This window comes from Ornithinibacillus halotolerans (genome assembly GCF_014637405.1).
GTDB classification, from domain to species: Bacteria; Bacillota; Bacilli; order Bacillales; family Amphibacillaceae; genus Ornithinibacillus; species Ornithinibacillus halotolerans.
Map to the genome: position 1 here is coordinate 190,707 of NZ_BMEY01000004.1, position 23,110 is coordinate 213,816.

General features: G+C 35.1%; 20 protein-coding genes, 1 other RNA gene and 1 other annotated feature. Of the genes, 5 read left to right on the plus strand and 16 right to left on the minus strand.

Features of this window, described 5'->3' with window-relative positions; genetic code table 11:
- Positions 1–10: 10 nt before the first annotated feature.
- The 4 genes from IEV35_RS05645 to cymR form a co-directional block, all read right to left on the minus strand.
- Positions 11–667, minus strand: a complete 657-nt coding sequence (locus IEV35_RS05645) for a tetratricopeptide repeat protein (protein ID WP_188383724.1) — start codon at positions 665–667, stop codon at positions 11–13.
- Positions 668–981: 314 nt separating this feature from the next.
- Complete coding sequence (gene mnmA / locus IEV35_RS05650; protein ID WP_188383725.1) at positions 982–2,094, minus strand: tRNA 2-thiouridine(34) synthase MnmA; 1,113 nt, start codon at positions 2,092–2,094, stop codon at positions 982–984.
- Positions 2,095–2,105: 11 nt separating this feature from the next.
- Positions 2,106–3,248, minus strand: a complete 1,143-nt coding sequence (locus IEV35_RS05655) for a cysteine desulfurase family protein (RefSeq protein WP_188383726.1) — start codon at positions 3,246–3,248, stop codon at positions 2,106–2,108.
- A gap of 30 nt (positions 3,249–3,278) precedes the next feature.
- On the minus strand, positions 3,279–3,698 hold the full coding sequence (cymR, locus tag IEV35_RS05660; protein ID WP_188383727.1) for a cysteine metabolism transcriptional regulator CymR: 420 nt from the start codon (positions 3,696–3,698) through the stop codon (positions 3,279–3,281).
- Positions 3,699–3,874: 176 nt separating this feature from the next.
- Here cymR and IEV35_RS05665 point away from each other — a divergent pair, with 176 nt between their 5' ends.
- Complete coding sequence (locus tag IEV35_RS05665) at positions 3,875–5,158, plus strand: replication-associated recombination protein A (RefSeq protein WP_188383728.1); 1,284 nt, start codon at positions 3,875–3,877, stop codon at positions 5,156–5,158.
- 199 nt (positions 5,159–5,357) lie between these two features.
- The gene (locus IEV35_RS05670) at positions 5,358–6,032 is read left to right on the plus strand and encodes an RsfA family transcriptional regulator (protein WP_188383729.1); all 675 of its coding nucleotides are present in this window, start codon (positions 5,358–5,360) and stop codon (positions 6,030–6,032) included.
- A gap of 582 nt (positions 6,033–6,614) precedes the next feature.
- On the opposite strand, the gene ssrS is transcribed toward IEV35_RS05670, so the two are convergent.
- The 4 genes from ssrS to IEV35_RS05690 all read right to left on the minus strand — a co-directional run bounded on the left by ssrS (position 6,615) and on the right by IEV35_RS05690 (position 10,473).
- Positions 6,615–6,794, minus strand: a non-coding RNA gene (gene ssrS / locus IEV35_RS05675) — 6S RNA.
- A gap of 123 nt (positions 6,795–6,917) precedes the next feature.
- Positions 6,918–8,681: an aspartate--tRNA ligase gene (aspS, locus tag IEV35_RS05680; protein WP_188383730.1), complete on the minus strand. Its 1,764-nt coding sequence runs from the start codon at positions 8,679–8,681 to the stop codon at positions 6,918–6,920.
- A complete protein-coding gene (hisS, locus tag IEV35_RS05685) occupies positions 8,682–9,962 on the minus strand; it encodes a histidine--tRNA ligase (RefSeq protein WP_188383731.1) in 1,281 nt (426 codons plus the stop codon).
- Positions 9,963–10,017: 55 nt separating this feature from the next.
- Positions 10,018–10,242, minus strand: a binding site (T-box leader).
- Positions 10,243–10,299: 57 nt separating this feature from the next.
- Positions 10,300–10,473 (minus strand): hypothetical protein, encoded by a 174-nt coding sequence (locus IEV35_RS05690; RefSeq protein ID WP_188383732.1) that lies wholly within the window; start codon positions 10,471–10,473, stop codon positions 10,300–10,302.
- Positions 10,474–10,573: 100 nt separating this feature from the next.
- Between IEV35_RS05690 and IEV35_RS05695 the strand changes: the two genes are divergently transcribed.
- Positions 10,574–11,617: an N-acetylmuramoyl-L-alanine amidase family protein gene (locus IEV35_RS05695; protein ID WP_188383733.1), complete on the plus strand. Its 1,044-nt coding sequence runs from the start codon at positions 10,574–10,576 to the stop codon at positions 11,615–11,617.
- Positions 11,618–11,779: 162 nt separating this feature from the next.
- Here IEV35_RS05695 and dtd read toward each other — a convergent pair whose 3' ends face one another.
- The 7 genes from dtd to IEV35_RS05730 all read right to left on the minus strand — a co-directional run bounded on the left by dtd (position 11,780) and on the right by IEV35_RS05730 (position 20,617).
- Complete coding sequence (gene dtd, locus IEV35_RS05700; RefSeq protein ID WP_188383734.1) at positions 11,780–12,226, minus strand: D-aminoacyl-tRNA deacylase; 447 nt, start codon at positions 12,224–12,226, stop codon at positions 11,780–11,782.
- A gap of 76 nt (positions 12,227–12,302) precedes the next feature.
- A complete protein-coding gene (locus IEV35_RS05705; protein ID WP_188383735.1) occupies positions 12,303–14,501 on the minus strand; it encodes a RelA/SpoT family protein in 2,199 nt (732 codons plus the stop codon).
- 167 nt (positions 14,502–14,668) lie between these two features.
- Positions 14,669–15,181: an adenine phosphoribosyltransferase gene (locus IEV35_RS05710; protein WP_188383736.1), complete on the minus strand. Its 513-nt coding sequence runs from the start codon at positions 15,179–15,181 to the stop codon at positions 14,669–14,671.
- Positions 15,171–17,504 (minus strand): single-stranded-DNA-specific exonuclease RecJ, encoded by a 2,334-nt coding sequence (gene recJ, locus IEV35_RS05715; protein ID WP_188383737.1) that lies wholly within the window; start codon positions 17,502–17,504, stop codon positions 15,171–15,173. Before recJ ends, IEV35_RS05710 begins: the two co-directional genes overlap by 11 nt.
- A gap of 59 nt (positions 17,505–17,563) precedes the next feature.
- Complete coding sequence (locus IEV35_RS05720; protein WP_188383738.1) at positions 17,564–17,899, minus strand: LapA family protein; 336 nt, start codon at positions 17,897–17,899, stop codon at positions 17,564–17,566.
- A 93-nt stretch (positions 17,900–17,992) separates the two neighbouring features.
- Complete coding sequence (gene secDF / locus IEV35_RS05725; protein ID WP_188383739.1) at positions 17,993–20,269, minus strand: protein translocase subunit SecDF; 2,277 nt, start codon at positions 20,267–20,269, stop codon at positions 17,993–17,995.
- Positions 20,270–20,326: 57 nt separating this feature from the next.
- Positions 20,327–20,617 carry a post-transcriptional regulator gene (locus IEV35_RS05730; protein ID WP_188383740.1) on the minus strand — a complete coding sequence of 97 codons (291 nt, stop codon included), beginning with the start codon at positions 20,615–20,617 and terminating at the stop codon, positions 20,327–20,329.
- 123 nt (positions 20,618–20,740) lie between these two features.
- Between IEV35_RS05730 and spoVB the strand changes: the two genes are divergently transcribed.
- Positions 20,741–22,297, plus strand: coding sequence for a stage V sporulation protein B (spoVB, locus tag IEV35_RS05735; RefSeq protein ID WP_188383741.1), 1,557 nt, complete (start codon positions 20,741–20,743; stop codon positions 22,295–22,297).
- Between the two features lie 87 nt (positions 22,298–22,384).
- Positions 22,385–22,762 (plus strand): TIGR04086 family membrane protein, encoded by a 378-nt coding sequence (locus tag IEV35_RS05740; protein WP_188383742.1) that lies wholly within the window; start codon positions 22,385–22,387, stop codon positions 22,760–22,762.
- Between the two features lie 56 nt (positions 22,763–22,818).
- Here IEV35_RS05740 and yajC read toward each other — a convergent pair whose 3' ends face one another.
- Entirely contained in the window at positions 22,819–23,079 is a 261-nt protein-coding gene (gene yajC, locus IEV35_RS05745; protein ID WP_188383743.1) for a preprotein translocase subunit YajC, read from the minus strand.
- Positions 23,080–23,110 lie beyond the last annotated feature (31 nt).

Consider the following 23,110-nt stretch of genomic DNA (forward strand, 5'->3'; position numbering starts at 1 on the left):
GTCAAACTCGTTAATTTAAAGCTTCTTCAGCTACTCGTTTTCCGTTTGCAGCTAATATATGTTCGGGATTAATCGTTAGTGCTTTGTCAAAACTTTCGATAGCTTTTTTGACATCATCTTGAAATAGTGCAATAACACCTAGATTATAGTAGGCATCACTATGTTCTTCATTTAATGTTAATACTTCTTCGAATACTTTTTTAGCATCTGGAATCAGTTCACTTTGTGCTAAAGCTAATCCGTACTGGAATACAACTTCTTCATCATTAGGAGTAAGCTCTTTGGCACGTAATAGATAAGGAAGGGCTAATTTAAACTCTTGGCGATTCTGATGTGCCATTCCTAACATAAAAAATACATCCGCTTCTTCAAGACCGTTTTTAATCGCTTCTAAGTAATTTTCACGTGCTTTTACAAAGTCTTCTTTTTCATAATAGACATTCCCTAACCCATAATAGGCAGTTGCAGTTGAGTCTTTCAGTTCGATTGCTTTTTCAAAAAAAGTCACTGCTCTTTCTAAATCACCTAAATGCATTAATAAGTTTCCAAAGTTCACGTAACCAACTGGATCTGTTGGATTTTCTTCAATATATTCATTGAATAGATTTGCTGCTTGCTCAAATTCATTTTCTCTCATTAGTTCTACTGCAGTTGCTATTTTATCCATATAAAAACTCCTTTTTTCTGGGTAGGTAGAGACTTCTTTTCTAAAAAATAGTAATACGATTATTGATACACACCTACCCCGCTCCGGAAATATACTTCGCTTTCCGCGGGCGGCTGGTGAGCCAGGCTGCTACTTGAATAGGCTTCCTTGCTGCCTTGCACCGAGGAAGCCTGCTTCTTAGCGATACTTGCAGACGCAGGTGCATCAGCGGGGTCTCACCGATGCCTTGCTTCCCGCAGGAGTCTCCGTATATTTCTGGAGCTCTTTTAGCTATACATTTAAAAGACAAAAAGTCACTTTTGACACCACTACATCTAACCTACATAATCCAAAATTTTATCATGTTTTATGATTTTGTCGATTGTGCCTCCACCTAGGCATACTTCTTCGTCATAGAAGACGACTGCTTGGCCTGGTGTGATGGCACGTTGGCTTTCATCGAAGATTACTCGAACATTTCCATTTTCCAATTTTTGAACAGTTACACCACTATCTTCTTGGCGATAACGGAATTTTGCTGTACATGTAAAACTATCTTGTATTTCATCTGGATTAATCCAGTTTAGATCTGTTGCAATGAGTTCATCTGAATACAAGCTATCATTACTATAGCCTTGCTCTACGTAAAGAATATTTTCTTTTAAGTTTTTTCCGACTACGAACCACGGGTCACCTGCTCCACCAATTCCAAGTCCTTGTCGTTGACCAATTGTATAATACATTAGCCCGTCGTGACGACCTTTTACTACTCCACCCAATGTTTGCATCTCACCAGGTTGTGCTGGTAAATATTCACTTAGAAACTCTTTAAAGTTTCTTTCACCAATAAAACAAATTCCGGTACTATCTTTTTTCGTTGCTGTTGCTAAACCGTGTTCTTTGGCAATTTCACGTACTTTTGATTTTGGTAAATGACCAAGTGGGAACATTACCTTTTCTAAGATATCACTGGATAATTGATTTAAGAAGTATGTTTGATCTTTATTGGAGTCCACTCCACGAAGCATTTCATATTTACCATTATTTTCACGTACTTGTGCATAGTGACCAGTTGCAAGATAATCTGCACCTAGATCTAAAGCATGATCTAAAAATGCTTTAAATTTAATCTCTTTATTACACATAACATCTGGATTAGGTGTGCGACCTGCTTTGTATTCATCTAAGAAATACGTAAAGACTTTATCCCAATACTGTTTTTCAAAGTTTACGGAGTAATATGGAATATCTAATTGATTACAGACTCGTACTACGTCATCAAAATCTTCTGTAGCTGTACATACTCCGAATTCATCCGTGTCATCCCAATTCTTCATAAATATGCCTACTACGTCATACCCTTGTTCTTTTAAAAGCAATGCTGCGACTGAGGAGTCTACACCCCCACTCATACCGACAACAACTCGTATATCTTTATTTTCTTTCATATTAATTGCACCTACTTTACTAAACGTTTTATTATTTTTGCGACTCTATGTGCTGCATCCGTAACATTTTCCATTGTATTGGCCGCCCCAAAACTAAACCGGATTGAATTTGTTGTACATGGATTGTTTGCACCATATATGGCTGATAATACATGAGACGGCTCTACTGAACCTGCCGTACACGCACTCCCACTTGATGCCGCAACACCTGATAAATCAAAATTTGCCAACAACTTCTCTACATTTGTTCCAGGAAAACTAATATTGATAATGGAAGGAACAGTTGATGAAGGATCCCCATTATAATTAAAGTCAATCTCTTCTTCTTTCAATACCTCTATAAATCGATTCTTATAACCTTCATATGTGTTATTACGAATTTCTCTTTCCTCTAGCATTATTTCCACAGCCGACTGAAAACCAACAGCACCTACAACATTTTCCGTTCCCGGTCTCCGCTTACGTTCCTGCTCTCCTCCAAATTGGAGGGCGTTCAATTTCGTGCCTTCTCTTGCATATAAAAAACCAATCCCTTTAGGGCCATTAATTTTATGTGCAGAAACAGATAATAAATCAACAGCTAATTCATTTACATTCAATTCAATCGTACCATATGCTTGCACTGCATCGGTATGGAAGTATACTTTGTGACCTTTTAGAAGTTCACCAATTTCTTTAATCGGCTGAATAACTCCTGTTTCATTATTAACATACATTACTGAGACAAGAATCGTTTCATCTCTTAACGCACTTTTTACATCTTCTACTGAAATCTTTCCCTCTTTATTTACTGGCAAATAGGTAACTTCGAATCCTTCTTTTTCAAGATATTCAGCAGTGTGCAGTGTTGCATGATGTTCAATAGTTGTCGTAATAATATGGTTACCTTTATGTTTATTTGCTAATGCAGTACCAATTAAAGCTAAGTTATCCGCTTCTGTACCACCACTAGTAAATATTATTTCTTTTTCATTCGCATCGATACTTTTAGCTAAAACTCTTCTAGCTTCGTCAAGTAATTGTCTTGCCTTTCTTCCAAAAGCATGTACACTAGATGGATTTCCATAAACTTCTTCATATATCGGTACCATTGTATGAATCACTCTTTTATCCATCGGTGTTGTTGCAGCATGATCTAAATAGATATGTTCCATAAATTTAACTTCCTTTCTAAACTAAACACACTAAATGTAAAACATATATCCATCTAATGGATCGTCTTTATCGTGATTAATTAAATCTTCTAATGTAGTCGTATCTAATACTTGTTTTATAGCTTCGGTTACCCGTTTCCATAACGCTTGCTTTGCAGGCTCTTCTTCCTCAATGCCTTCTACTAAAGCAATTGGACCTTCTAATACGCGAATAATATCTCCAGCTGTTATCTCTTTTGGTTCTCTCGGTAAAATATACCCTCCATATGCCCCACGAACACTTTTAATAAGACCTGCGTTCCTAAGTGGAGATGCAAGCTGTTCTAAATAATGCTCCGATAAGTTATTTTCTCTAGCTATTGTTTTTAATGGAATTGGTCCTTCCCCATAATTACGAGCTAACTCGATCATAATCGTTAAACCATATCTTCCTTTTGTTGAAATCTTCATACTATAACTCCTCTTATCCGTCCATTAAACTAACGTATCTATTTTTATATTAACTATACCATTATCAACGTTAACTTTAAAATACATGGTATTATAACATGAAGCTAGTCTCCTTGCATTTTTTTCGAATCGAGATTAGGCTAAGATTATTAGACTATTATAAAAGGACGATGCAAATGAAAAGGAAACCACTAGCCTTTCGAATGAGACCAACACATATAAATGAAATAATTGGCCAAGAACATTTAGTCGGTGAAGGAAAAATATTACATCGAATGGTTCAAGCTGAGAGTCTTGCATCCATGATACTATACGGACCTCCTGGTACTGGAAAAACTTCCCTAGCGACAGCACTTGCCAAAAGTCTGCAATTACAAGTACGACTATTAAACGCTGTTGTTGATAAGAAAAAAGATATGGAAATAGTAGTGGAAGAAGCGAAAATGACAGGAAATCTAGTGCTTATTTTAGATGAAGTTCATAGACTTGATAAAGCCAAACAAGACTTCCTTTTACCTCATTTAGAAAGTAATTTAATTACGTTAATCGGATGTACAACTAGTAACCCTTACCACGCGATTAATCCTGCGATAAGAAGCCGCTGTCACATCTTTGAATTACATTCCCTTACTCCAAATGATGTGAAGAAAGCCATTACTAGAGCTATTACAGACGAAGTTAACGGATTTGGTGACAGACAAATCTATTTAACAGATGAAGCTTTAGAACATTTCTCTAGTAGCTCTGGTGGAGATATGCGTTCAGCTTTAAATGGTCTGGAGTTAGCCGTCGCTTCAACACCGGTAAATGAAAACAACGAAATTGTTATTAATCTGGAAATAGCAGAAGAATGTATGCAACGAAAGAGCTTTTCCCATGATAAAAATGGAGATGCTCATTATGATGTTCTCTCTGCCTTTCAAAAATCAATTCGTGGTAGTGATGTCGATGCTGCACTACACTATTTAGGTAGATTAATTGAAGCTGGCGACTTAGACTCTATAGCAAGAAGAATGATCGTCATTGCCTATGAAGATATTGGTCTTGCCAATCCACAAGCTGGACCTAGGGCAATTGCTGCGGTTGAGGCTGCAGAAAGATTAGGATTTCCAGAAGCGAGAATTCCTTTGTCTGTCGCAATTATTGAATTATGTTTATCTCCTAAATCTAACACTGCCTATCAAGCTCTTGATGCAGCCCTTCATGATATACGTAATGGTAAAAGTGGAGAAATACCAAATCATTTAAAAGATGCTCATTACCAAGGTGCAAAAAGCTTAGGAAGAGGAGTAGATTACAAATATCCTCATGACTATCCGGGAGCATGGGTGTATCAAGAATATTTACCAGAAACAATTAAAAATAAACAGTATTATCATCCGAAAGAAACCGGTAAATTCGAACAAGCTATGAAACAAGTGTATGAAAAAATATTACGAGAGAAAAAGAATAATAAATAAAGAGTGAGATGAACAAAATTTTGTCTAACTATACGTATAAAAAATGTTTCTCCAGTCAAAACTATTGAAAACGAAATAATGACCTAATAAGTCACCTCAAAACTTTTTATCTAATGAACTGACTTTTTTTGAACACAAATTACTAGTTTAAAAAGTATTGTTTGAATAGTTGTTATTTGAAAAAGGAGATGAAACATACATGACAAAAGTTAGACAAGATGCTTGGTCCCATGAAGATGACTTATTACTAGCGGAAACTGTACTAAGACATATTCGCGAAGGAAGCACACAATTAAACGCATTTGAGGAAGTTGGCGATAAATTAAATCGAACTTCAGCTGCATGTGGATTTAGATGGAATGCAGAAATTAGGAAAAAATATATTAATGCGATTGATTTAGCAAAAAGACAAAGAAAAGAGAAAAAACGAGCGTTAGAAAAGGCGAAGAAAACTACTCGCCCATCAGTAGTTACATTTCAACCTAATTATGAAACAACAATTTCTAATTCTAACGACGAATCAACAAATGTTGAGATTCCTCAACAAGCTACAACCATTACATTAGAAACTGTTATTCAATACTTAAGTCAGCTAAAGAAAGACTACTATGCTTCTAATCAATCAAAAGTAACATTAGATCACGTACAAAAAGAAAACCAGATGTTAAAAGAACAGATTAATAAACTAGAAAAACAGCTTTCTGAAACAGAGAAAGAATTAGTTACCATTCAAGAAGATTATAAAGTTTTCGTTCAAATTATGGACCGTGCAAGAAAGATGACCGTGTTGGAAGATCAAGGATCATTTAAAGCACCAGCGTTCCGCATGGACAAAAATGGTAATCTCGAGCAAATTGCTCAAGGTTCAAATTAGAATTAGAGATTATTGAAGTTTAGTTAATAGATTAAGACTGCCTGTAAATAAGGCAGTCTTATTTTGATTTAGTCAGGAGGGATTTGGTGTTTATGAGAGTTTCTATTTTCCACCTTAACATTGGCTACTTTCCATGGAACTCAGAATTTGTTACTGTGATAAGGTTTCTCGGTTGGCTTTCTCACACTTCATATAGGTTTCTACCGTGACAGGCCTTCTCTTGGTTGATTTCCCATACTTCACACAAGTTTCTACCGTGACAAGCCTTCTCTCGGCTGATTTTCCAACACTTCAGTCAAGGTTCTACCGTGACAAGCCTTCTCTCGGTTGATTTCCCATACTTCACACAAGGTTCTACCGTGACAAGCCTTCTCTCGGCTGATTTTCCAACACTTCACACAAGGTTCTACCGTGACAAGCTTCCTCTCGGCTGATTTTCCATACTTCACACAAGGTTCTACCGTGACAAGCCTTCTCTCGGCTGATTTCCCATACTTCACACAAGTTTCTACCGTCACTACCGCTGCAAATAAAAAAAGGCTATATACAAAAATATAGCCTCCCAATTATTCTATGTATAATACCAATCCCAATCATGCCGTCTATAACAAGTTTTGATCCCCGCTTCAAGCAGGTGGGTGCCTAGTTTCGAATTTTATACGTCCTTGATGAAAGGCATGTATGCCATGCGAAAACTTTCGGCTCCCTTCGTTAATCTGTTCGGTCAAAACATAATTTTATAGACTAACATGTCAGGATTGGTACTTTATGAAGTTATCTATGTTTGTAAAAATATCTTAACATAGACACAAGCGTCCATTCAATAATTCTTATATGAAGTCTTCATGACAATTGTTACAATTTATAAACAGAATTAAAATTATGTCATATTTTCTTATTTAGTTGAATAGATAGGTCTGTTAACTGTGCATCACTTACTTCACTTGGTGCGTCTGTAAGTAAATCAGATGCTGAAGCAGTTTTCGGGAATAGGATTGTATCACGTAAGTTACTTCTACCAGTTAATAACATTACAATACGGTCTAGGCCTAATGCAATCCCACCGTGTGGAGGTGCACCAAACTCTAATGCCTCTAATAGAAATCCAAATTGTTCTTCTGCTTCCTCTTGTGAAAAGCCTAAAACTTTGAACATTTGATCCTGAATTTCTCGTTTGTAAATACGGATAGATCCCCCACCTAATTCATAACCATTTAATACAAGGTCATATGCATTCGCACGTACCTCACTAGGATTTGTAGTTAGTTTTTCAAAATCTTCTTCAAATGGCATTGTAAATGGATGGTGAGCAGCAAAATATCTACCTAACTCCTCGTCATATTCGAGTAAAGGCCAGTCCGTAACCCATAAGAAGTTAAATTTACTCTCATCAATTAATCCTAATTCTTTACCAAGCTTAAGTCGTAGCGCACCTAAACTGTCATAAACAACCGAAGTTTTATCAGCAACAAATAACAGTAAGTCTCCATCCTCAGCTCCCGCACTTGTTAAGAGTCCTTGTTTTTCTTCCTCTGTAATAAATTTTGCGATTGGTCCTTTTAATTCTGCTCCCTCTACTTTTAACCAAGCTAATCCTTTCGCACCGTAAACTTTAACAAAATCAGTAAGTTTATCAATATCTTTACGAGAGAAGTTTGCAGCTTCACCTTTAACATTTAATAATGCAACTTTTCCGCCATTTTCGATAGCACTTTGGAATACTTTAAAGTCAGAGTTAGCAACAACTTCTGATATATGAATAAGTTCTAATTCAAAACGAGTGTCTGGTTTGTCAGAACCAAATCGTTCCATTGCTTCTTGATATGGCATTCTTGGTAAAGGAAGCTCGATTTCAACATCATTTACCTCTTTCATTACCTTTTGCATCATCTGCTCCGTCATCTCCATGATGTCATCACTTGTCATGAACGAAGTCTCAATATCTATTTGGGTAAATTCTGGTTGTCTATCTGCACGTAAGTCTTCATCTCTAAAACAACGAGCAATTTGGTAGTACCTTTCAAATCCACTCATCATAATTAACTGTTTAAACAGCTGAGGTGATTGTGGTAATGCGTAAAATTCACCTGGATGTACACGACTTGGAACTAAATAGTCTCTTGCCCCTTCAGGAGTACTTTTTGTTAAGATTGGCGTTTCCATTTCAAGAAATTCGTTATCGTTTAAAAAGTTTCGTACTACTTGTGTTATTTGATGTCGCTTCTTAAACGTTTCTTGAAGTGGAGCACGGCGTAAATCCATATAGCGATATTTTAATCGTAAATCCTCTGACACGTCTGTCTCATCCTGAATTAAGAAAGGAGGATTTTTAGCTTTATTTAGTACTTTTACTTGTGATGCAATTACTTCAAGTGTTCCAGTTTTCATTTGAGGATTAATTGTATTTTCGTCTCGTAATACAACAGTTCCTACTACTTCAATAACATATTCACTACGAACATTCTCAGCAACTGCTAGAGCATTTTCATACTCAGGATTAAACACCACTTGAATAATTCCAGACTTATCTCGTAAATCGATAAAAATTAATCCACCTAAGTCACGGCGTTTTTGTACCCAACCTTTTAATAGAATTTCTTTTTCCACATCTGTTTCTTGAATTGTTCCCGCTAGTACTCTTTCGCTCATCTATTTTCCTCCTATAAGCTTTTCTTTCATCGTAGTAACTAATTGTTGTAAAGGAACTTCAATTTGTTCACCTGTCGCCATATCCTTTACATTGATAACTTGTTTTTCTAATTCATCTTCCCCAAGTACTAACACAAATTTTGTATGATAACGATCTGCAGCTTTAAATTGTGCTTTAATTTTACGCCCCTGATAATCTTGATCGACTTGAATACCATTTATTCTTAGTTCGTGTACTAAACGTACAGCCTCTTTTTTCGGTAGTTCACCTAATGAGACAATATAACAATCTAATTCATCTTTTACCGGAATTTCTACTTTTTCAGCTTCTAGTGCCATTAATAACCGCTCAATTCCCATTCCAAATCCAATTCCAGGTGTATTTGGACCACCTAATTGTTCAGTGAGCCCATTATAACGACCACCACCAGCAAGTGTTGTAATCGCCCCAAATCCTTCCGCTTCACTCATTATTTCAAATGCGGTGTGATTATAATAATCCAGTCCTCTAACTAAATTTGGATCAACTTCATAGGAGATGTTCATTAAATCTAAGTACTCTTTTACTTGTTCAAAATAATTACTTGATTCTTCATTTAAGTAGTCTAGTATAGAAGGTGCTGTCTTCATCGCTGGATGATTACGGTCAGTTTTACAATCTAACACGCGCATAGGATTTTGTTCTAGTCGGGTTTGACAATCGCGACAGAGCTCTTCCTTATGTGGCGAAAAATGGTTAATCAATGCTTCTCTGTGTTTTTTTCTACTTTCCGTATCACCTAATGAGTTAATTACTAGTTTTAAAGAAGTTAATCCGAGTTTTTGGTAAACGGTCATTGCTAGGTCGATTACCTCTGCATCGACTGCTGGATCGGCACTTCCAAGCACTTCTACTCCGAACTGGTTAAGTTGTCGCATTCTACCTTGTTGTGGACGTTCATATCGGAACATTTGTGCAAAATAATATAGTTTAACTGGTTGATTTGGGTCACCATATAATTTATTTTCAACAAACGCTCTCGTTACGGAAGCTGTTCCTTCTGGTCGGAGTGTTAAGCTTCTACCTCCGCGGTCTTCAAATGTATACATTTCCTTTTGAACGATATCTGTTGTGTCTCCAACACCTCGTGCAAATACTTCTGTATGCTCAAACACTGGTGTACGAATCTCTTCAAAATGGAAGTCTTCACAAATTCCTTTAATTTTATTTTCAACATATTCCCATTTCTTCGCTTCTTTTGGTAGGATATCTTGTGTACCCCTTGGCGCCTTAATTTCCATTGGCCATAACCTCCCTATTTATAAAAAAATACAAAAAACTCCCGTCCCTTAAAAATAAAGGGACGAGAGTAACCCGCGTTGCCACCCTAGTTGATGCAAATACATGCATCCTCTTTCACAGTTAACGCCTGCAAAACGTCTATATTTACTAGATTACCGTTCAATATAGAACCTATGGAATGTCTTTCACTAGGGACCCATGTAAAATGCTTTCAGCCTATGGCATTTTTTCTCTGAACATGTTATTCGCACTAGTTACTTTTTCCGTCATCGGTACTAAAGTATGTATTAGAATCTACTTGAATGAATATTATCATAATGTTTTGTGTGTTGATTGTCAAGTACGATTGATCTTTTTCTTCAATGCTTTCACTTCACCTAATGAAATACCTAATTCCTGAGCTATTTCCATATGTCCTGAGGATTCTTCCAGCTCGATAAAACGATGTAAATTAACTCCAAATATATCTCTATTATTATGAGAGCCCCAATGTTTCTCATTCATACGCATGTAAAACGCCTCCTTTGATTACAAATAGTTTTGCCTAAATGACTATTATTTATTAAAATAGAAAGGTAATTTAATTTGAAAATAATTAGGAGGAAATTGGTTGCGTTATAAGAAAGGCTTAGTCATATTATGTGCTATTCTGATATTGGGAAATTTTTCAGTAAGTGCAGAGGCAAATGAAGTGATAATTAATGAAGATGGTGTCAATTTAAGAGGTGGACCTGGCACTGATCATTCTGTGTTAGGTCAAGTATATAAAGATGAAAAATATCCTTTTGTTTCTCGCGATGGAGAATGGATTGAGATTCAGTTTAATGGTTCTTCTGCTTGGGTAATTCAAGATTTTGTCACTATATTAGCTGACGAAACACCTGGCGATACAATAGAAATGGACGAAAGTGACACGATTAGTAATCCAGTCGAATCATTACATATCCGAAGTGGACCATCTACAAAATATGAAATTATTGCGTTTGTATCTAAAGGAGAAGAACTTGTTATTATCGGAGAAACAGATAATTGGTATAAAGTAAAGTTAGATAGCTCAGAGGGTTATATTTATAAAGCTCTAGTAGATGAATCCAATGAAACATCTTATGGTGATTTGAACGGTAAGACAATTGTAGTTGATCCCGGACATGGAGGAAATGATTCAGGAGCATTAAGTTCTACTGAAGTGTATGAAAGAGATATTGCTTATAAAACGGCGAAAATACTAGCACAAGAACTATCTATGTTAGGTGCCGAAGTAATCTTAACTCGTGACGAAGATACATTTGTTTCGCTAACATCGAGAGCAACTATTTCTAATACAGTGAATGCTAGTGCTTTTATTAGTTTACATTACAATAGCTTCCCAGAATCCCCATCTGTAACTGGGATTAGTACTTATTATTACAACGAACAATCAGAAAGTTTAGCTCAATATATACAAGAAGAAACAGTCAAAAAATCAGGTGACCGTGATCGAGGTTACGATTTTGGAGACTTCCAGGTTATTCGTCAAAACCTAATGCCTTCTGTATTAGTGGAACTAGGATTTATTTCTAATCCTGAAATTGATCAATTACTAGCAACAAATGCATACCAAAAAAAATTAGTAGCTGGAATGGTCAATGGATTACAGAGGTACTTTAATAATTAATGTTTTTTCAAATAACCTTATGTTTTATTTGTTAAAATAATATTTTAAAGCATACTTTACCCCCGGATACCTATTTTGTTATCCAGGGGTATTCATTTCTTATAAAGTTTCTTTCCTCACTAACTGCTATAAATTGTTGTTTTACTACAAAATTCTCTTAGTTTATTTAACCTTACTATCGAGAATTAAAGTAACTGGACCAACATTTGTTAATTGTACATCCATCATTGCTCCGAATATCCCAGTTTCTACTTTTATCCCTTGTTCTATAAGAAGTTGATTAAATTGTTTATACAATGTATTTGCTTGTTCTGGTTTGGCTGCTTGCATAAAGTTCGGCCTTCTACCTTTTCTAGTATCTCCATATAAAGTAAATTGTGAGATCGATAATATTTCACCTTGTACATCTTTTAATGATTTATTCATTTTTTCTTGTTCATCTTCAAAGATACGTAAATGCACAACCTTATTTGCCAAATATTTAGCGTCCTCTTCTGTATCCTCATGAGTAACACCAAGTAGGATAACTAAACCATACTCAATTTCCCCTACTATTTCCTGTTCAACCGTGACTTTTGCATCTTTTGCACGCTGTATAATAGCTCTCATTTTAAATCTCCTTTTACTATATATATAAGTAAAAAGACTAACTCTATTTGAGAAAGTCTCCCTCTTGAGTTAGTCCTTATTGAATCGTACGAGTTACTGTATAGACGTCTTTTATTTGTTTAATACGTTCAACAATCTTACGTAAATGTCCGGTATTATGAATCAGAATAGTGATTTGAATAATTGCCATCCTATTACGATCCGAACGCCCATTCACATGAGTAATATTTGTCTTTAACTCATTTACTGATTGCAAGACTTCATTTAAAAGGCCTCTTCTATCATAACCGGATATTTCCAAGTCCACATGATATTGTTTTTGGGACTGATTTTTTTCCCACTCTACATGGAGGTGTCGTTGTTTTGCCTCTTCTGTTTGTACGTTAGGACAGTCTTCCCGATGAACAGAAACTCCTCGGCCTTTAGTTATATATCCAAGTATTTTGTCACCTGGTACAGGATTACAACATTTAGACAGACGAACAAGTAAATTGTCTACACCTTCTACAATGACGCCTGAGTCCTTTTTATACTTTTTCTTATCCTTAAACTCATTCTTCGCTTCTTCAAGTGTTTGCGCTAAATCTTGTTCTTTTTGACGAGTTTGACGTATCTTATCAGTCAGCCTAGTTGCTACTAATGCAGCCGTAATTCCTTGATAACCAACCGCAGCATATAAATCTTCTTCCGAAGTAAAATTAAAACGTTCATAAACTCGTTGCAAGTTTTCTTCGGTTAATGCCAGTTTTGGTTCAATATCCATGGATCGTATTTCTTTCTCAACTAAGTCTTTACCTTTGGCAATATTCTCTTCACGACGTTGTTTCTTGAAGAATGCTCTAATTTTATTTTTTGCTTGTGATGTTTGCGTTATTTTCAACCAATCTTGTGATGGACCATAGGAATGTTTTGATGTTAGTACTTCAACGATGTCCCCATTTTTCAGTTGATAATCCAGTGGCTCCATTTTCCCATTAATTTTTGCGCCAATCGTTTGATTACCTATCTCTGTATGAATTCGGTAGGCAAAATCAAGTGGTACTGAACCAGATGGTAATTCAATTACATCTCCTTTAGGGGTAAATACATAAACCATATCAGAGAATAGATCCACTTTTAATGATTCAACAAATTCTTCTGCATCATGTGTTTCACTTTGCCACTCCAAAATTTCTCGGAACCAAGTAAGTTTTTCTTCAAAAGATTTTTTATCTTTATTTATTTGTTTTCCTTCTTTATAAGCCCAGTGTGCCGCAATCCCATATTCTGCAATTTCATGCATTTCTTTCGTACGTATTTGAACTTCTAAAGGATCGCCTTTAGGTCCAATTACTGTCGTATGCAATGATTGATAAAGATTTTGTTTCGGCATTGCAATATAATCCTTAAATCGGCCTGGCATTGGTTTCCAGCACGTATGAATAATTCCAAGAACAGCATAGCAGTCTTTAATACTATCAACTAGAATTCTAACCGCTAATAAATCGTAAATCTCATTAAATTGCTTATTTTGCTTATTCATTTTTTGATAGATACTGTATAAATGTTTCGGCCTTCCGGAAATATCCGCTTCTATATTTACCTCTTTTAATTGCTCGTTAACCTCTTCAATAACTTCCTCAATATACGATTCTCGTTGATCACGTTTTTGTTTCATTAATTGTACAATTCGATAATACTGTTGAGGATTTAAATATCGTAAGGAAATATCTTCTAGTTCCCACTTAATCGTAGAGATTCCTAGTCGATGAGCAAGTGGTGCAAATATTTCTAATGTTTCATTTGCTTTCTGTCTTTGTTTTTCGGGAGGTAAGAATTTTAACGTACGCATATTATGCAATCTATCAGCAAGCTTAATTAAAATAACTCGTATATCCTTTGCCATTGCGACAAACATTTTACGGTGATTTTCCGCTTGTTGTGCTTCCTTGGATTGGTATTTAATTTTACCTAATTTGGTTACACCATCAACAAGCATGGCTACTTCTTTATTAAATTCTTCCTCGATCATTTCAAGCGTTATATCGGTATCCTCTACAACATCATGTAAGAAACCACCCGCAACTGTTTCAGGATCCATTTTTAAGTCTACTAGAATTCCAGCAACTTGAATTGGGTGAATGATATATGCTTCCCCAGATTTACGAAATTGTTCTTTATGCGCATCATCCGCATATTTAAAAGCACGCTCAATAAATGCTATATCTTTCTCTGATAAATAACCCCGAGCTTTTTCAATAAGTTGTTCAATTGTAATAATGTCGTTTTTTGCCATAATATCACCTTTTTATTGTAGAAGATACTTTCCTTCTAGTATCAAAAAAATAGACCCAATTGTAAAGAAAAATTTATAGAAACAATATTATTTCATTATTCTTATTACTATAATACCTTATTAGAAGAGGTCTGACGAGGTATACCCCGCCAGACCTTGAAAATTAATTAATATTTCATTAAAGTTAGTACATCATAGCCTTTAAGTTTGTCTAATCCATCCAAGTAACTTAATTCGATTAAAAACGCACAGCCAACTACAATACCGCCTAGTTCTTCCACTAATTTTATAGTTGCCTCTATCGTTCCACCTGTTGCCAATAAATCATCCGTAATTAGTACTCGTTGCCCCGGCTTAATCGCGTCTTTATGAATAGTCAATACATTTTCTCCATATTCAAGGCCATAATCAACTTTAATAACTTCTCTAGGTAATTTTCCTTCTTTACGTACTGGAGCAAATCCAACTTCTAACGCATAAGAAACAGGACATCCAACAATAAATCCTCGCGCTTCTGGACCTACAACTAAATCAATCTGCTTATCTCTCGCAAATTCAACAATCTCATCTACTGCAGCTTTAAATGCTTTTCCATTATCCATTAATGGTGTAATATCTTTAAATTCAATTCCTTCTTTCGGCCAATCATGAACAATTTTTATATATTTTTTATAATCCATGGGTAATTTCCTCCTTAGGTTGTACCGTCTCACCTCTACACTCTTCAAACCATGTTAACAATTCGTTATATGTCGCGTAGTATAGTGTTTTTTCGATTTTTCCTTGTTTGATACGATTTTGATAAGCTCTGGCCTCTTGTAGATCTTTCTTTTGTGGCTGCTTATTCAATGTAATTAATCCATTATTTATATTAACAAATTCAAGCTCAGAAAACACGTCTAACATAAATTGAATTAATTCCTCTGTCCATCCTTTAGCTTTCATTATCTTGTTTAGTTCACTATCCAAGCTCAATTCTTGATTTTTCCATATCAATGAATACAACCATTTAAAATCTTCCCTCTTCGGAAATGGAGCCATATAAACACTATTTTCGACATAAAAACAAGCATGAATATTAACAGGTTTGAACTTAGTGATAATTTCATGTAAGTCATGTAAATGTTGTGGTAATTCAAGCAAGTATAATACTTCTACTTTACCATTAAATTCCAATGCTTCCTTATACGTTAAGTGCTTTATATGGTTTGGAATATCTTGATGAATCTCAAGTGTATTATAAATGACGAATTGATGACTAAAATGGGATTGATCGTAATTAAAATCAATTTTTCGTTTTCCTCGATGATCGAAAAGTTGCCAATGGTTGATTTTCACATCTTCAATCATCATCTGAACTTTCCTAATCCCATTCCACTCATTGATTCCTAGTTCACCTACTACAGAGACTGTTGCTTGAGGTGAAATAAGCGGGTGTAAATTGCCCATTCCAAAAGCAATTCCATCTAATGATGCTGTATCTTCTTTAAAGAGTAGCTTTAAGTGTTTTTTCATATTACCTAATTGACGTATATCAACTGGTCTACTTTCCACAAGGAATTTCGGTTTTGGATTTGCCATTCCAAAAGGAGCTAATTGACTAATTTCAGTAACAAGATTTTCACTTATTTCGCTAAGTTTCAGTTTCCTACTAATTAATACTTCTTGTTTAAAATCCTCACTAGTTAACTCATTTTTTATGATTTCATCTAGTTTTTGTTCAAGATGTTGTACATTATCTATTGGCAAGGTCATTCCAGCAGCTTGGGAGTGGCCTCCAAAATGAGTAAAAACATCTTTTATTTTCATACAACTTTGAAAGAGATCAAAAGCTGGGATGCTTCTAGCAGAGCCTTTAGCCAATCCCTTCTCTTCATTTATAGCTAATACGATAGCTGGTCGGTCATATTTTCTCACCAGACGGGAAGCAACTATCCCTAGGACTCCTTCATTCCATCCTTGTTTAGCAACGACAATAACGCCTTTTTTCGCATCGATTTCAACCGTTTCTTCAACTTCTTTTACAATAGATGCAACAATTTGTTGGCGTTCTGTATTTAATTGGTTCACAATTTCAGCTAGTTCTTCTGCTATTTCTTTGTCATCGCATAACAATAGTTCTACAGCTAAATCCGCATCCTGTAATCTACCAACTGCGTTCAATCGTGGGCCAATTAAAAAACCAATATCTTCCTCATTTACTTTTCCTTCTATTTTACATTGATTTTTTAATGCAATTAGTCCTTCACGAGCAGTACTGGATAGTTTTTGCAAACCGTAATAAACTAATATTCGGTTCTCTTCTACTAAAGGTACTAAATCTGCTACCGTTCCAATAGCAACTAAATCTAATAAATGTTCTGGAAAGTAACCGAGTAAACATTCGGCAAATTTAAAGGCAACTCCAGCACCTGCAAGTTCTTTAAATGAATAATCAGGCGAGCATTTTGGATGAAGAATGGCCAAAGCATCTGGGAGTTCCTCTTGTGGTTCATGGTGATCCGTAATAATTAAATCGATACCTAACTCTTTGGCAACATCTGCTTCGTGTATAGAAGCAATACCGCAATCCACAGTTATAATTAATTGAAATCCATTTTGATGAGCTTGTCTAAATGCTTGTTCATTCGGTCCATATCCTTCGGTGAAACGATTAGGGATATAGAAATCGCATTTTGCACCTAGTTCTTGTAATGTTTTTATAAGTATAGTTGTTGAACTAACACCATCAGCATCATAATCACCAAAGACGAGTATTTTTTCATTTCTTTCAATAGCTTCTAATACTCTTTCCTTTGCGATATCCATAGAACTTAATTGATTTGGATCAAGTAAGTTATTAATAGAAGGCACTAAAAAATCTTCAACTTCTTTCGCTGTTTTCAAACCTCGTTGTTGCAGGAGCTCTTTTATCACGGGAGATAATTGTGAACTTCCATCATTCCAATCGATTTGATTCTCTTCTATGCTAGCAAATTTCCAATTTGACTTGCTTTGTATCATAATCTCACCCCTGACTAATCTATTATACACAAATCATGTCGAGGGGAGCAATTAAATTTCTAGTTTATCCTATTTGCATCATTTTCGCCGTTTTCAGAATTAATTATATCGATATCCGAATTGTCTAATTCCTTTTCCTCAATTCGTTGAGCTAGTTCTACATTCTCTCTTTTAAGTACTTTTATTTCTCTTTTCATCTTAAACATCTTCATCATCCCAACTGCAGCACTTATTATTCCACCCATTAGCACTGAAAATAGTATGACTAATATTAACGGGGACTCAACTTTCCAGAAAAAATAGTTTACATTCACGGATTCAATATTTGTTACTGCAAAAATAGCAACTAAAATCATAAATAAAATAGCAATGATGACATATGTTTGCCCCTTCAATTAGATAACCTCCTTAGAAACTTATCTATTATTTTATACAAGATTAAAAAAACAATCCCTTTGTACATGTACAAAGGGATTGAGTCATATTCATTAAACTTGTGGTCCTTCTATTCGTTTTTTCTTTCTAAAATCAACTGGCTTTTCTTTAATATTCTTCCCACGCCATACTAACCATAATTGAGTTGCTAGGAATAAGGATGAATATGTTCCAGCAATTAATCCTACTGTTAAGGCAATACCAAATCCTTGAATTGGTTCGGCACCTAAGAATAAGAATGCCAAAACAGCAATTAGTGTCGTAATCGTTGTATTCACTGTTCTAGTCATCGTTTGAACGATACTCTTATTAACAATCGTTGCAAGATCTTTAAATAACTTCACAGGTTTCTTCTGCTTCTGTATATTTTCTCGGATTCGGTCAAATGTAACAATCGTTGCATTGATGGAATAACCGATAATCGTTAGTATTGCCGCAACAATCGTAACATCAAATTCAATACGGAAAATACTAAATACCATCAACATAATAAACACATCATGCAATAAGGCAATTATAGTTGTAATCGCAAAGAAGAACTCAAATCGAAATGCCACATAGATAATCATACCGATAGATGCAATTGCAAGTGCATAGATAGCATTTTTCACTAACTCTTGTCCAACAATGGATGACACAACACTCACACTTGGTTCTACACCATATTCCTCAATGAAATATGTATTAAGTTCAGCAATTCTATCTTCGTCGATGATCTCTTCATATCGTATGACAGCAATTTCATTATTTTCACCTGATAATACTACTGGAGCATCTAAGTCAAATTGGGCTAATTCTTTGCTTATTTTCTCTGAATCTAAACTTTCTTCGGCCACAATTTGTACTCGAGATCCTGAAGTAAAATCAATTCCAGGATTTAATTTAAAGATTATTAAAGATACCGCTCCAATAATAACTAATATAGAAGTAAATATAAAGAATCTTCTTCGGTAGTCAACGATATTCCATTCCTTATTAAGAAACTTCGCTGGCACTTCTGAGTTATCTTTAATATCTTTCACATCTGATTGTTTTACCCCAAACCAACTAGGATTTTTCTTAAGGAACTTAGCTTTCAACCATAGCTGTAATAACCATTTTGTTCCGAAAACTGCTGTTAAAAAGCTAACTAAAATACTGATAATTAACATCGTTGCGAACCCTTTAACAGAGCTTGTCCCAAAAATAAATAATACTGTTGCAGCTAGCATTGTCGTAATGTTAGCATCTAAAATTGCTCGAAGGGAGTTACTTGTTCCCGCTTTAAAGGAAGCATGTAATGATTTTCCTTCACGTAATTCTTCTTTAATTCGCTCAAATGTAATAACATTCGCATCAACTGCCATACCTACCCCAAGTATTAATGCCGCAATACCTGGTAATGTAAGTACACCGTTTAATAGTTCGAAGATAAGAAGTACTAAAAACGTATAAATACTAAGTGATATAATAGAAATAATTCCTGGGAAACGATAAACAACAATCATAAATAAGAAAATAATAGCTATACCGACAATTGCTGCAATTACTGTTTCATTTAATGCTTGCTCACCAAACTGTGCCCCTACAGACGTAGAGAAGATTTCTGTCATATCAACAGGTAATGAACCTGAATTAATAATATTTGCTAAATACTTTGCTTCCTCTACCGTAAAGGAACCACTAATCATAACATCGGTACCTGGAATTGGCTTTTCTACTCCAGGAGCGGAAATATATTTCGGTTCTTCTTTAAATACTTCTTCCTTAAACGAATCCCCTTCTTGGTAATCCATCCATATTACGAGTAAGTCTTCACGTTCCGGTAAAGGTACTCCTCTTACGAACTTTTGCGATAGTTCTGTTGTAACTTCCGTTAACTTACTAGCTTCCTTCACTTGTAAAGTTACAATTGGTGCATTTGTATCCGGATGAAAATCTTGTTTTGCACTTCCTTCTTTAATATCTGCACCATCTAAAAGAACATTATCATGTACATCACGGAATGATAGTCTAGCACTAGTAGCTAACATTTCTCGTGCTTGGTTTTGATCTTCAACTCCTGCAAGTTGAACTCGAATACGATTTTCGCCTTCAATATCAATAACCGCTTCACTAATTCCTAGCTTATTAACCCGATCATTTAATAATTGAACTGTAGATTCTAATAATTCTCGATCGGTTGTTTGTGTTTTATCAACCGGCTCTACTTCATATAAAACTTCAAAACCACCTTGTAGATCAAGCCCAAGATTAATATCTTTGGCAACCTTTGGTGTAAATAATCCAATTACTACCCCTAATGCAATAACGATTAGGAAAAAGGATACTATACGTCCTTTATTTTTCATTACATGTTCCTCCCTTATCTGTATCCAAACCGTGAATGTAAAAAATCAAGGGGACTTCTAACTTTTCCCTGTTAATGCCGCAATTGAAGCCATTAAGTCATCATCTTGTTGATATGTATCAATCGTTATGTAGCTCATATATATCCCTGAACTAAGGTGAAAGATGTCTTGGACAACTTCATATAATCTTTTATTTGGATTTCCCTTCCAAACTTTTTTTACGAGACAATTCCAGACGTCTTCTTCTGTAGCCTTGGAATAACCCATCATTTGAAACTCCTCTGTTTTACTTTTCAAAACAGGAATTAACTCTTTTTTCCAATCATTCACAGCTTTAACTATTTCCAAGAACATTCACCCACTTTAGAAAGATTATGAATTCATAAGACAAGTTGTCATGCTTGGCCACTATGTTTGCATATATATCATTGTATATGAAATTTTATTTTTTGAGAAGGCAGGTCATCAAAGTTGTCTAAACAAACTTTTTTACAAGGTACAATAATCTTAATATTAGCTGGTATGATTACTAGATTTCTTGGTTTCATTAACCGTCTAGTGATTGCAAGAGTGATGGGTGAAGAAGGTGTTGGTCTATACATGATGGCCCTTCCAACATTCTTCCTCGTAATGACTCTGACACAATTAGGGCTACCTGTAGCCATTTCCAAACGAATTGCAGAAGCCGATGCTCAAAATGATCGAGCAAAAATAAAACGAATCTTAGTCGTATCAATCATTATAACTGGTATATCAAGTATCTTTTTTACAATTGTTATGATTCTTGCAGCTCCATTCATTGCAACAACATTATTAACAGATGATCGAACACTGTACCCGATACTAGCTATAAGCCCAATTATACCAATCGTAGCTATTTCGTCTGTGTTGCGTGGCTATTTTCAAGGTAAACAAAATATGAAACCACAAAGTTATTCACAAGTCATTGAGCAAATTGTCCGGATCAGCTGTGTTGCATTCTTTGTTTATTTATTGCTACCTTATGGTATCGAATTTGCAGCAGCTGGAGCAATGTTTAGTGTCATATTAGGTGAATTTGCTTCATTACTTTATATGATCTATCAATTCAAGTCTAAAAAAACTATTCGCATTAGACATCGATTTTTTTCCTATTTGAAATCAAGTAAACAGACTGTTAAAGAGTTATTTTCGATTGCATTACCAAGTACCGGAAGTAGACTAATTAGCTCATTCTCCTATTTCTTGGAGCCAATCATTGTAGCAAATAGTTTAGCTATAGCAGGAATATCAAGTTCTTTAGCAACAAAGCAATATGGAGAACTGACAGGTTTTGTATTACCTTTATTATTCTTACCAACATTTATCACTCAATCGTTATCCATTGCCCTTGTCCCTAACATTTCAGAGGCAGATGCTAAGAAAAATAATACCTTAATCCATTATCGAATTCACCAATCGATTCGTATCTCATTCGCTTCCGGAGCGATTGCTACAGTCGTCTTGTCGATTTTTGCTGTACCAATCTTATCCTTTATGTATGGGACCGCAAATGCGAGTACAATCTTAATATTCATGGCACCATTTTATATTCTACTGTATATTCAATCCCCATTACAAGCTACATTACAAGCACTCGATTATGCAAAGCCTGCAATGTGGAATAGTTTAATAGGTGCAGCTGTTAAATTTGTTGTATTATTCATTCTAGCTTCCAATGAAAGTTTTGGTATCATGGGTGTTGCAATAGCCATGTCAGTTGGAGTGATACTCATTACACTATTGCATCTTGCAACATTAAGAAAAGAAATCAACTTCTTTATTCCCTTTAAAGATATAGTAAAAATGATTGCTTTAATTCTATCTACTTGGGGGATCGGGAAGTTCATTTACAATTATTACATCCAATATGATCCAAACATTATTTTGTTTGGTGTATCAATCATACTTCTTCTAATCATTTATATCTTTCTACTTTTCATCTTGAAATTCATTACAAGGGAAGAATTAGAACAGATTCCATTCTTACAAAAATGGTTTACTAAATAATTATTTCACTAATTTGAGAAAAACTCGTCTACTTTTTAGTGGACAAGAATATATATACGATAAAAGCATTAAACGAGGGGGATTTTTATGCGTAATCATCAATTTACTGCATTATTGTATGGTTGGATAGTTGTATTAGGATTAATATTAGTTTCAAGTATGGGGCTAGCAGTATTATTACGATTTTCTAGTTTTAGTGAATCAGCAACAAATTGGGTTACACTTGTCATTGGTTTAATCTCCTTATTTATTGGGGGAGCTGTTGCAGGAGGTAAATCTAAACATAAAGGCTGGATGGTAGGAGCAATAACTGGTTTAGGATTTACAGTATTTGTATTTCTTGTACAATTCCTTGGTTACCAAGTTGGTTTCGATTTACAACAAGCCATATACCACTTCTTCTACATTTTAGCAGCTCTATTTGGAGGAGCCGTAGGAGTAAACATAGCTTCTAATAATGAATGATGTATATAAGTTAAATCAAAAAAAGAGAGGCTACCTACATAGCCTCTCTTTATTTATTAATTCACTGAAACTTCACGGATCGCAGAACGATCATATGTAAGTTTAGATCCATCTCCTGCTTGTAATACAACTGTATTTTCATCAATCGCATGAATCGTACCATGAAAACCACCAATTGTTACAACAGCATCACCTTTTTTAAGTTCAGACTGCATTTGTCTTACTTGTTTTTGACGTTTTTGCTGTGGACGAATTAGCAGGAAGTAGAAGATTACAAACATTAGAATTAACGGTATGAATGCACCTAACTGTTCCATGAACTTGTCCCTCCTTTCTATACAATTCGTT

Excerpts from the sequence above, each read along its gene's own strand:
- IEV35_RS05740 (WP_188383742.1), top strand. The coding sequence starts at position 22,385 with ATGCGTAATCATCAATTTACTGCATTATTGTATGGTTGGATAGTTGTA.
- secDF (WP_188383739.1), bottom strand. The coding sequence starts at position 20,269 with ATGAAAAATAAAGGACGTATAGTATCCTTTTTCCTAATCGTTATTGCA.
- IEV35_RS05645 (WP_188383724.1), bottom strand. The coding sequence starts at position 667 with ATGGATAAAATAGCAACTGCAGTAGAACTAATGAGAGAAAATGAATTT.
- yajC (WP_188383743.1), bottom strand. The coding sequence starts at position 23,079 with ATGGAACAGTTAGGTGCATTCATACCGTTAATTCTAATGTTTGTAATC.
- cymR (WP_188383727.1), bottom strand. The coding sequence starts at position 3,698 with ATGAAGATTTCAACAAAAGGAAGATATGGTTTAACGATTATGATCGAG.
- IEV35_RS05655 (WP_188383726.1), bottom strand. The coding sequence starts at position 3,248 with ATGGAACATATCTATTTAGATCATGCTGCAACAACACCGATGGATAAA.
- recJ (WP_188383737.1), bottom strand. The coding sequence starts at position 17,504 with ATGATACAAAGCAAGTCAAATTGGAAATTTGCTAGCATAGAAGAGAAT.
- hisS (WP_188383731.1), bottom strand. The coding sequence starts at position 9,962 with ATGGAAATTAAGGCGCCAAGGGGTACACAAGATATCCTACCAAAAGAA.
- mnmA (WP_188383725.1), bottom strand. The coding sequence starts at position 2,094 with ATGAAAGAAAATAAAGATATACGAGTTGTTGTCGGTATGAGTGGGGGT.
- aspS (WP_188383730.1), bottom strand. The coding sequence starts at position 8,681 with ATGAGCGAAAGAGTACTAGCGGGAACAATTCAAGAAACAGATGTGGAA.
- IEV35_RS05690 (WP_188383732.1), bottom strand. The coding sequence starts at position 10,473 with ATGCGTATGAATGAGAAACATTGGGGCTCTCATAATAATAGAGATATA.
- IEV35_RS05665 (WP_188383728.1), top strand. The coding sequence starts at position 3,875 with ATGAAAAGGAAACCACTAGCCTTTCGAATGAGACCAACACATATAAAT.
- dtd (WP_188383734.1), bottom strand. The coding sequence starts at position 12,226 with ATGAGAGCTATTATACAGCGTGCAAAAGATGCAAAAGTCACGGTTGAA.
- IEV35_RS05705 (WP_188383735.1), bottom strand. The coding sequence starts at position 14,501 with ATGGCAAAAAACGACATTATTACAATTGAACAACTTATTGAAAAAGCT.
- IEV35_RS05710 (WP_188383736.1), bottom strand. The coding sequence starts at position 15,181 with ATGGATTATAAAAAATATATAAAAATTGTTCATGATTGGCCGAAAGAA.
- IEV35_RS05670 (WP_188383729.1), top strand. The coding sequence starts at position 5,358 with ATGACAAAAGTTAGACAAGATGCTTGGTCCCATGAAGATGACTTATTA.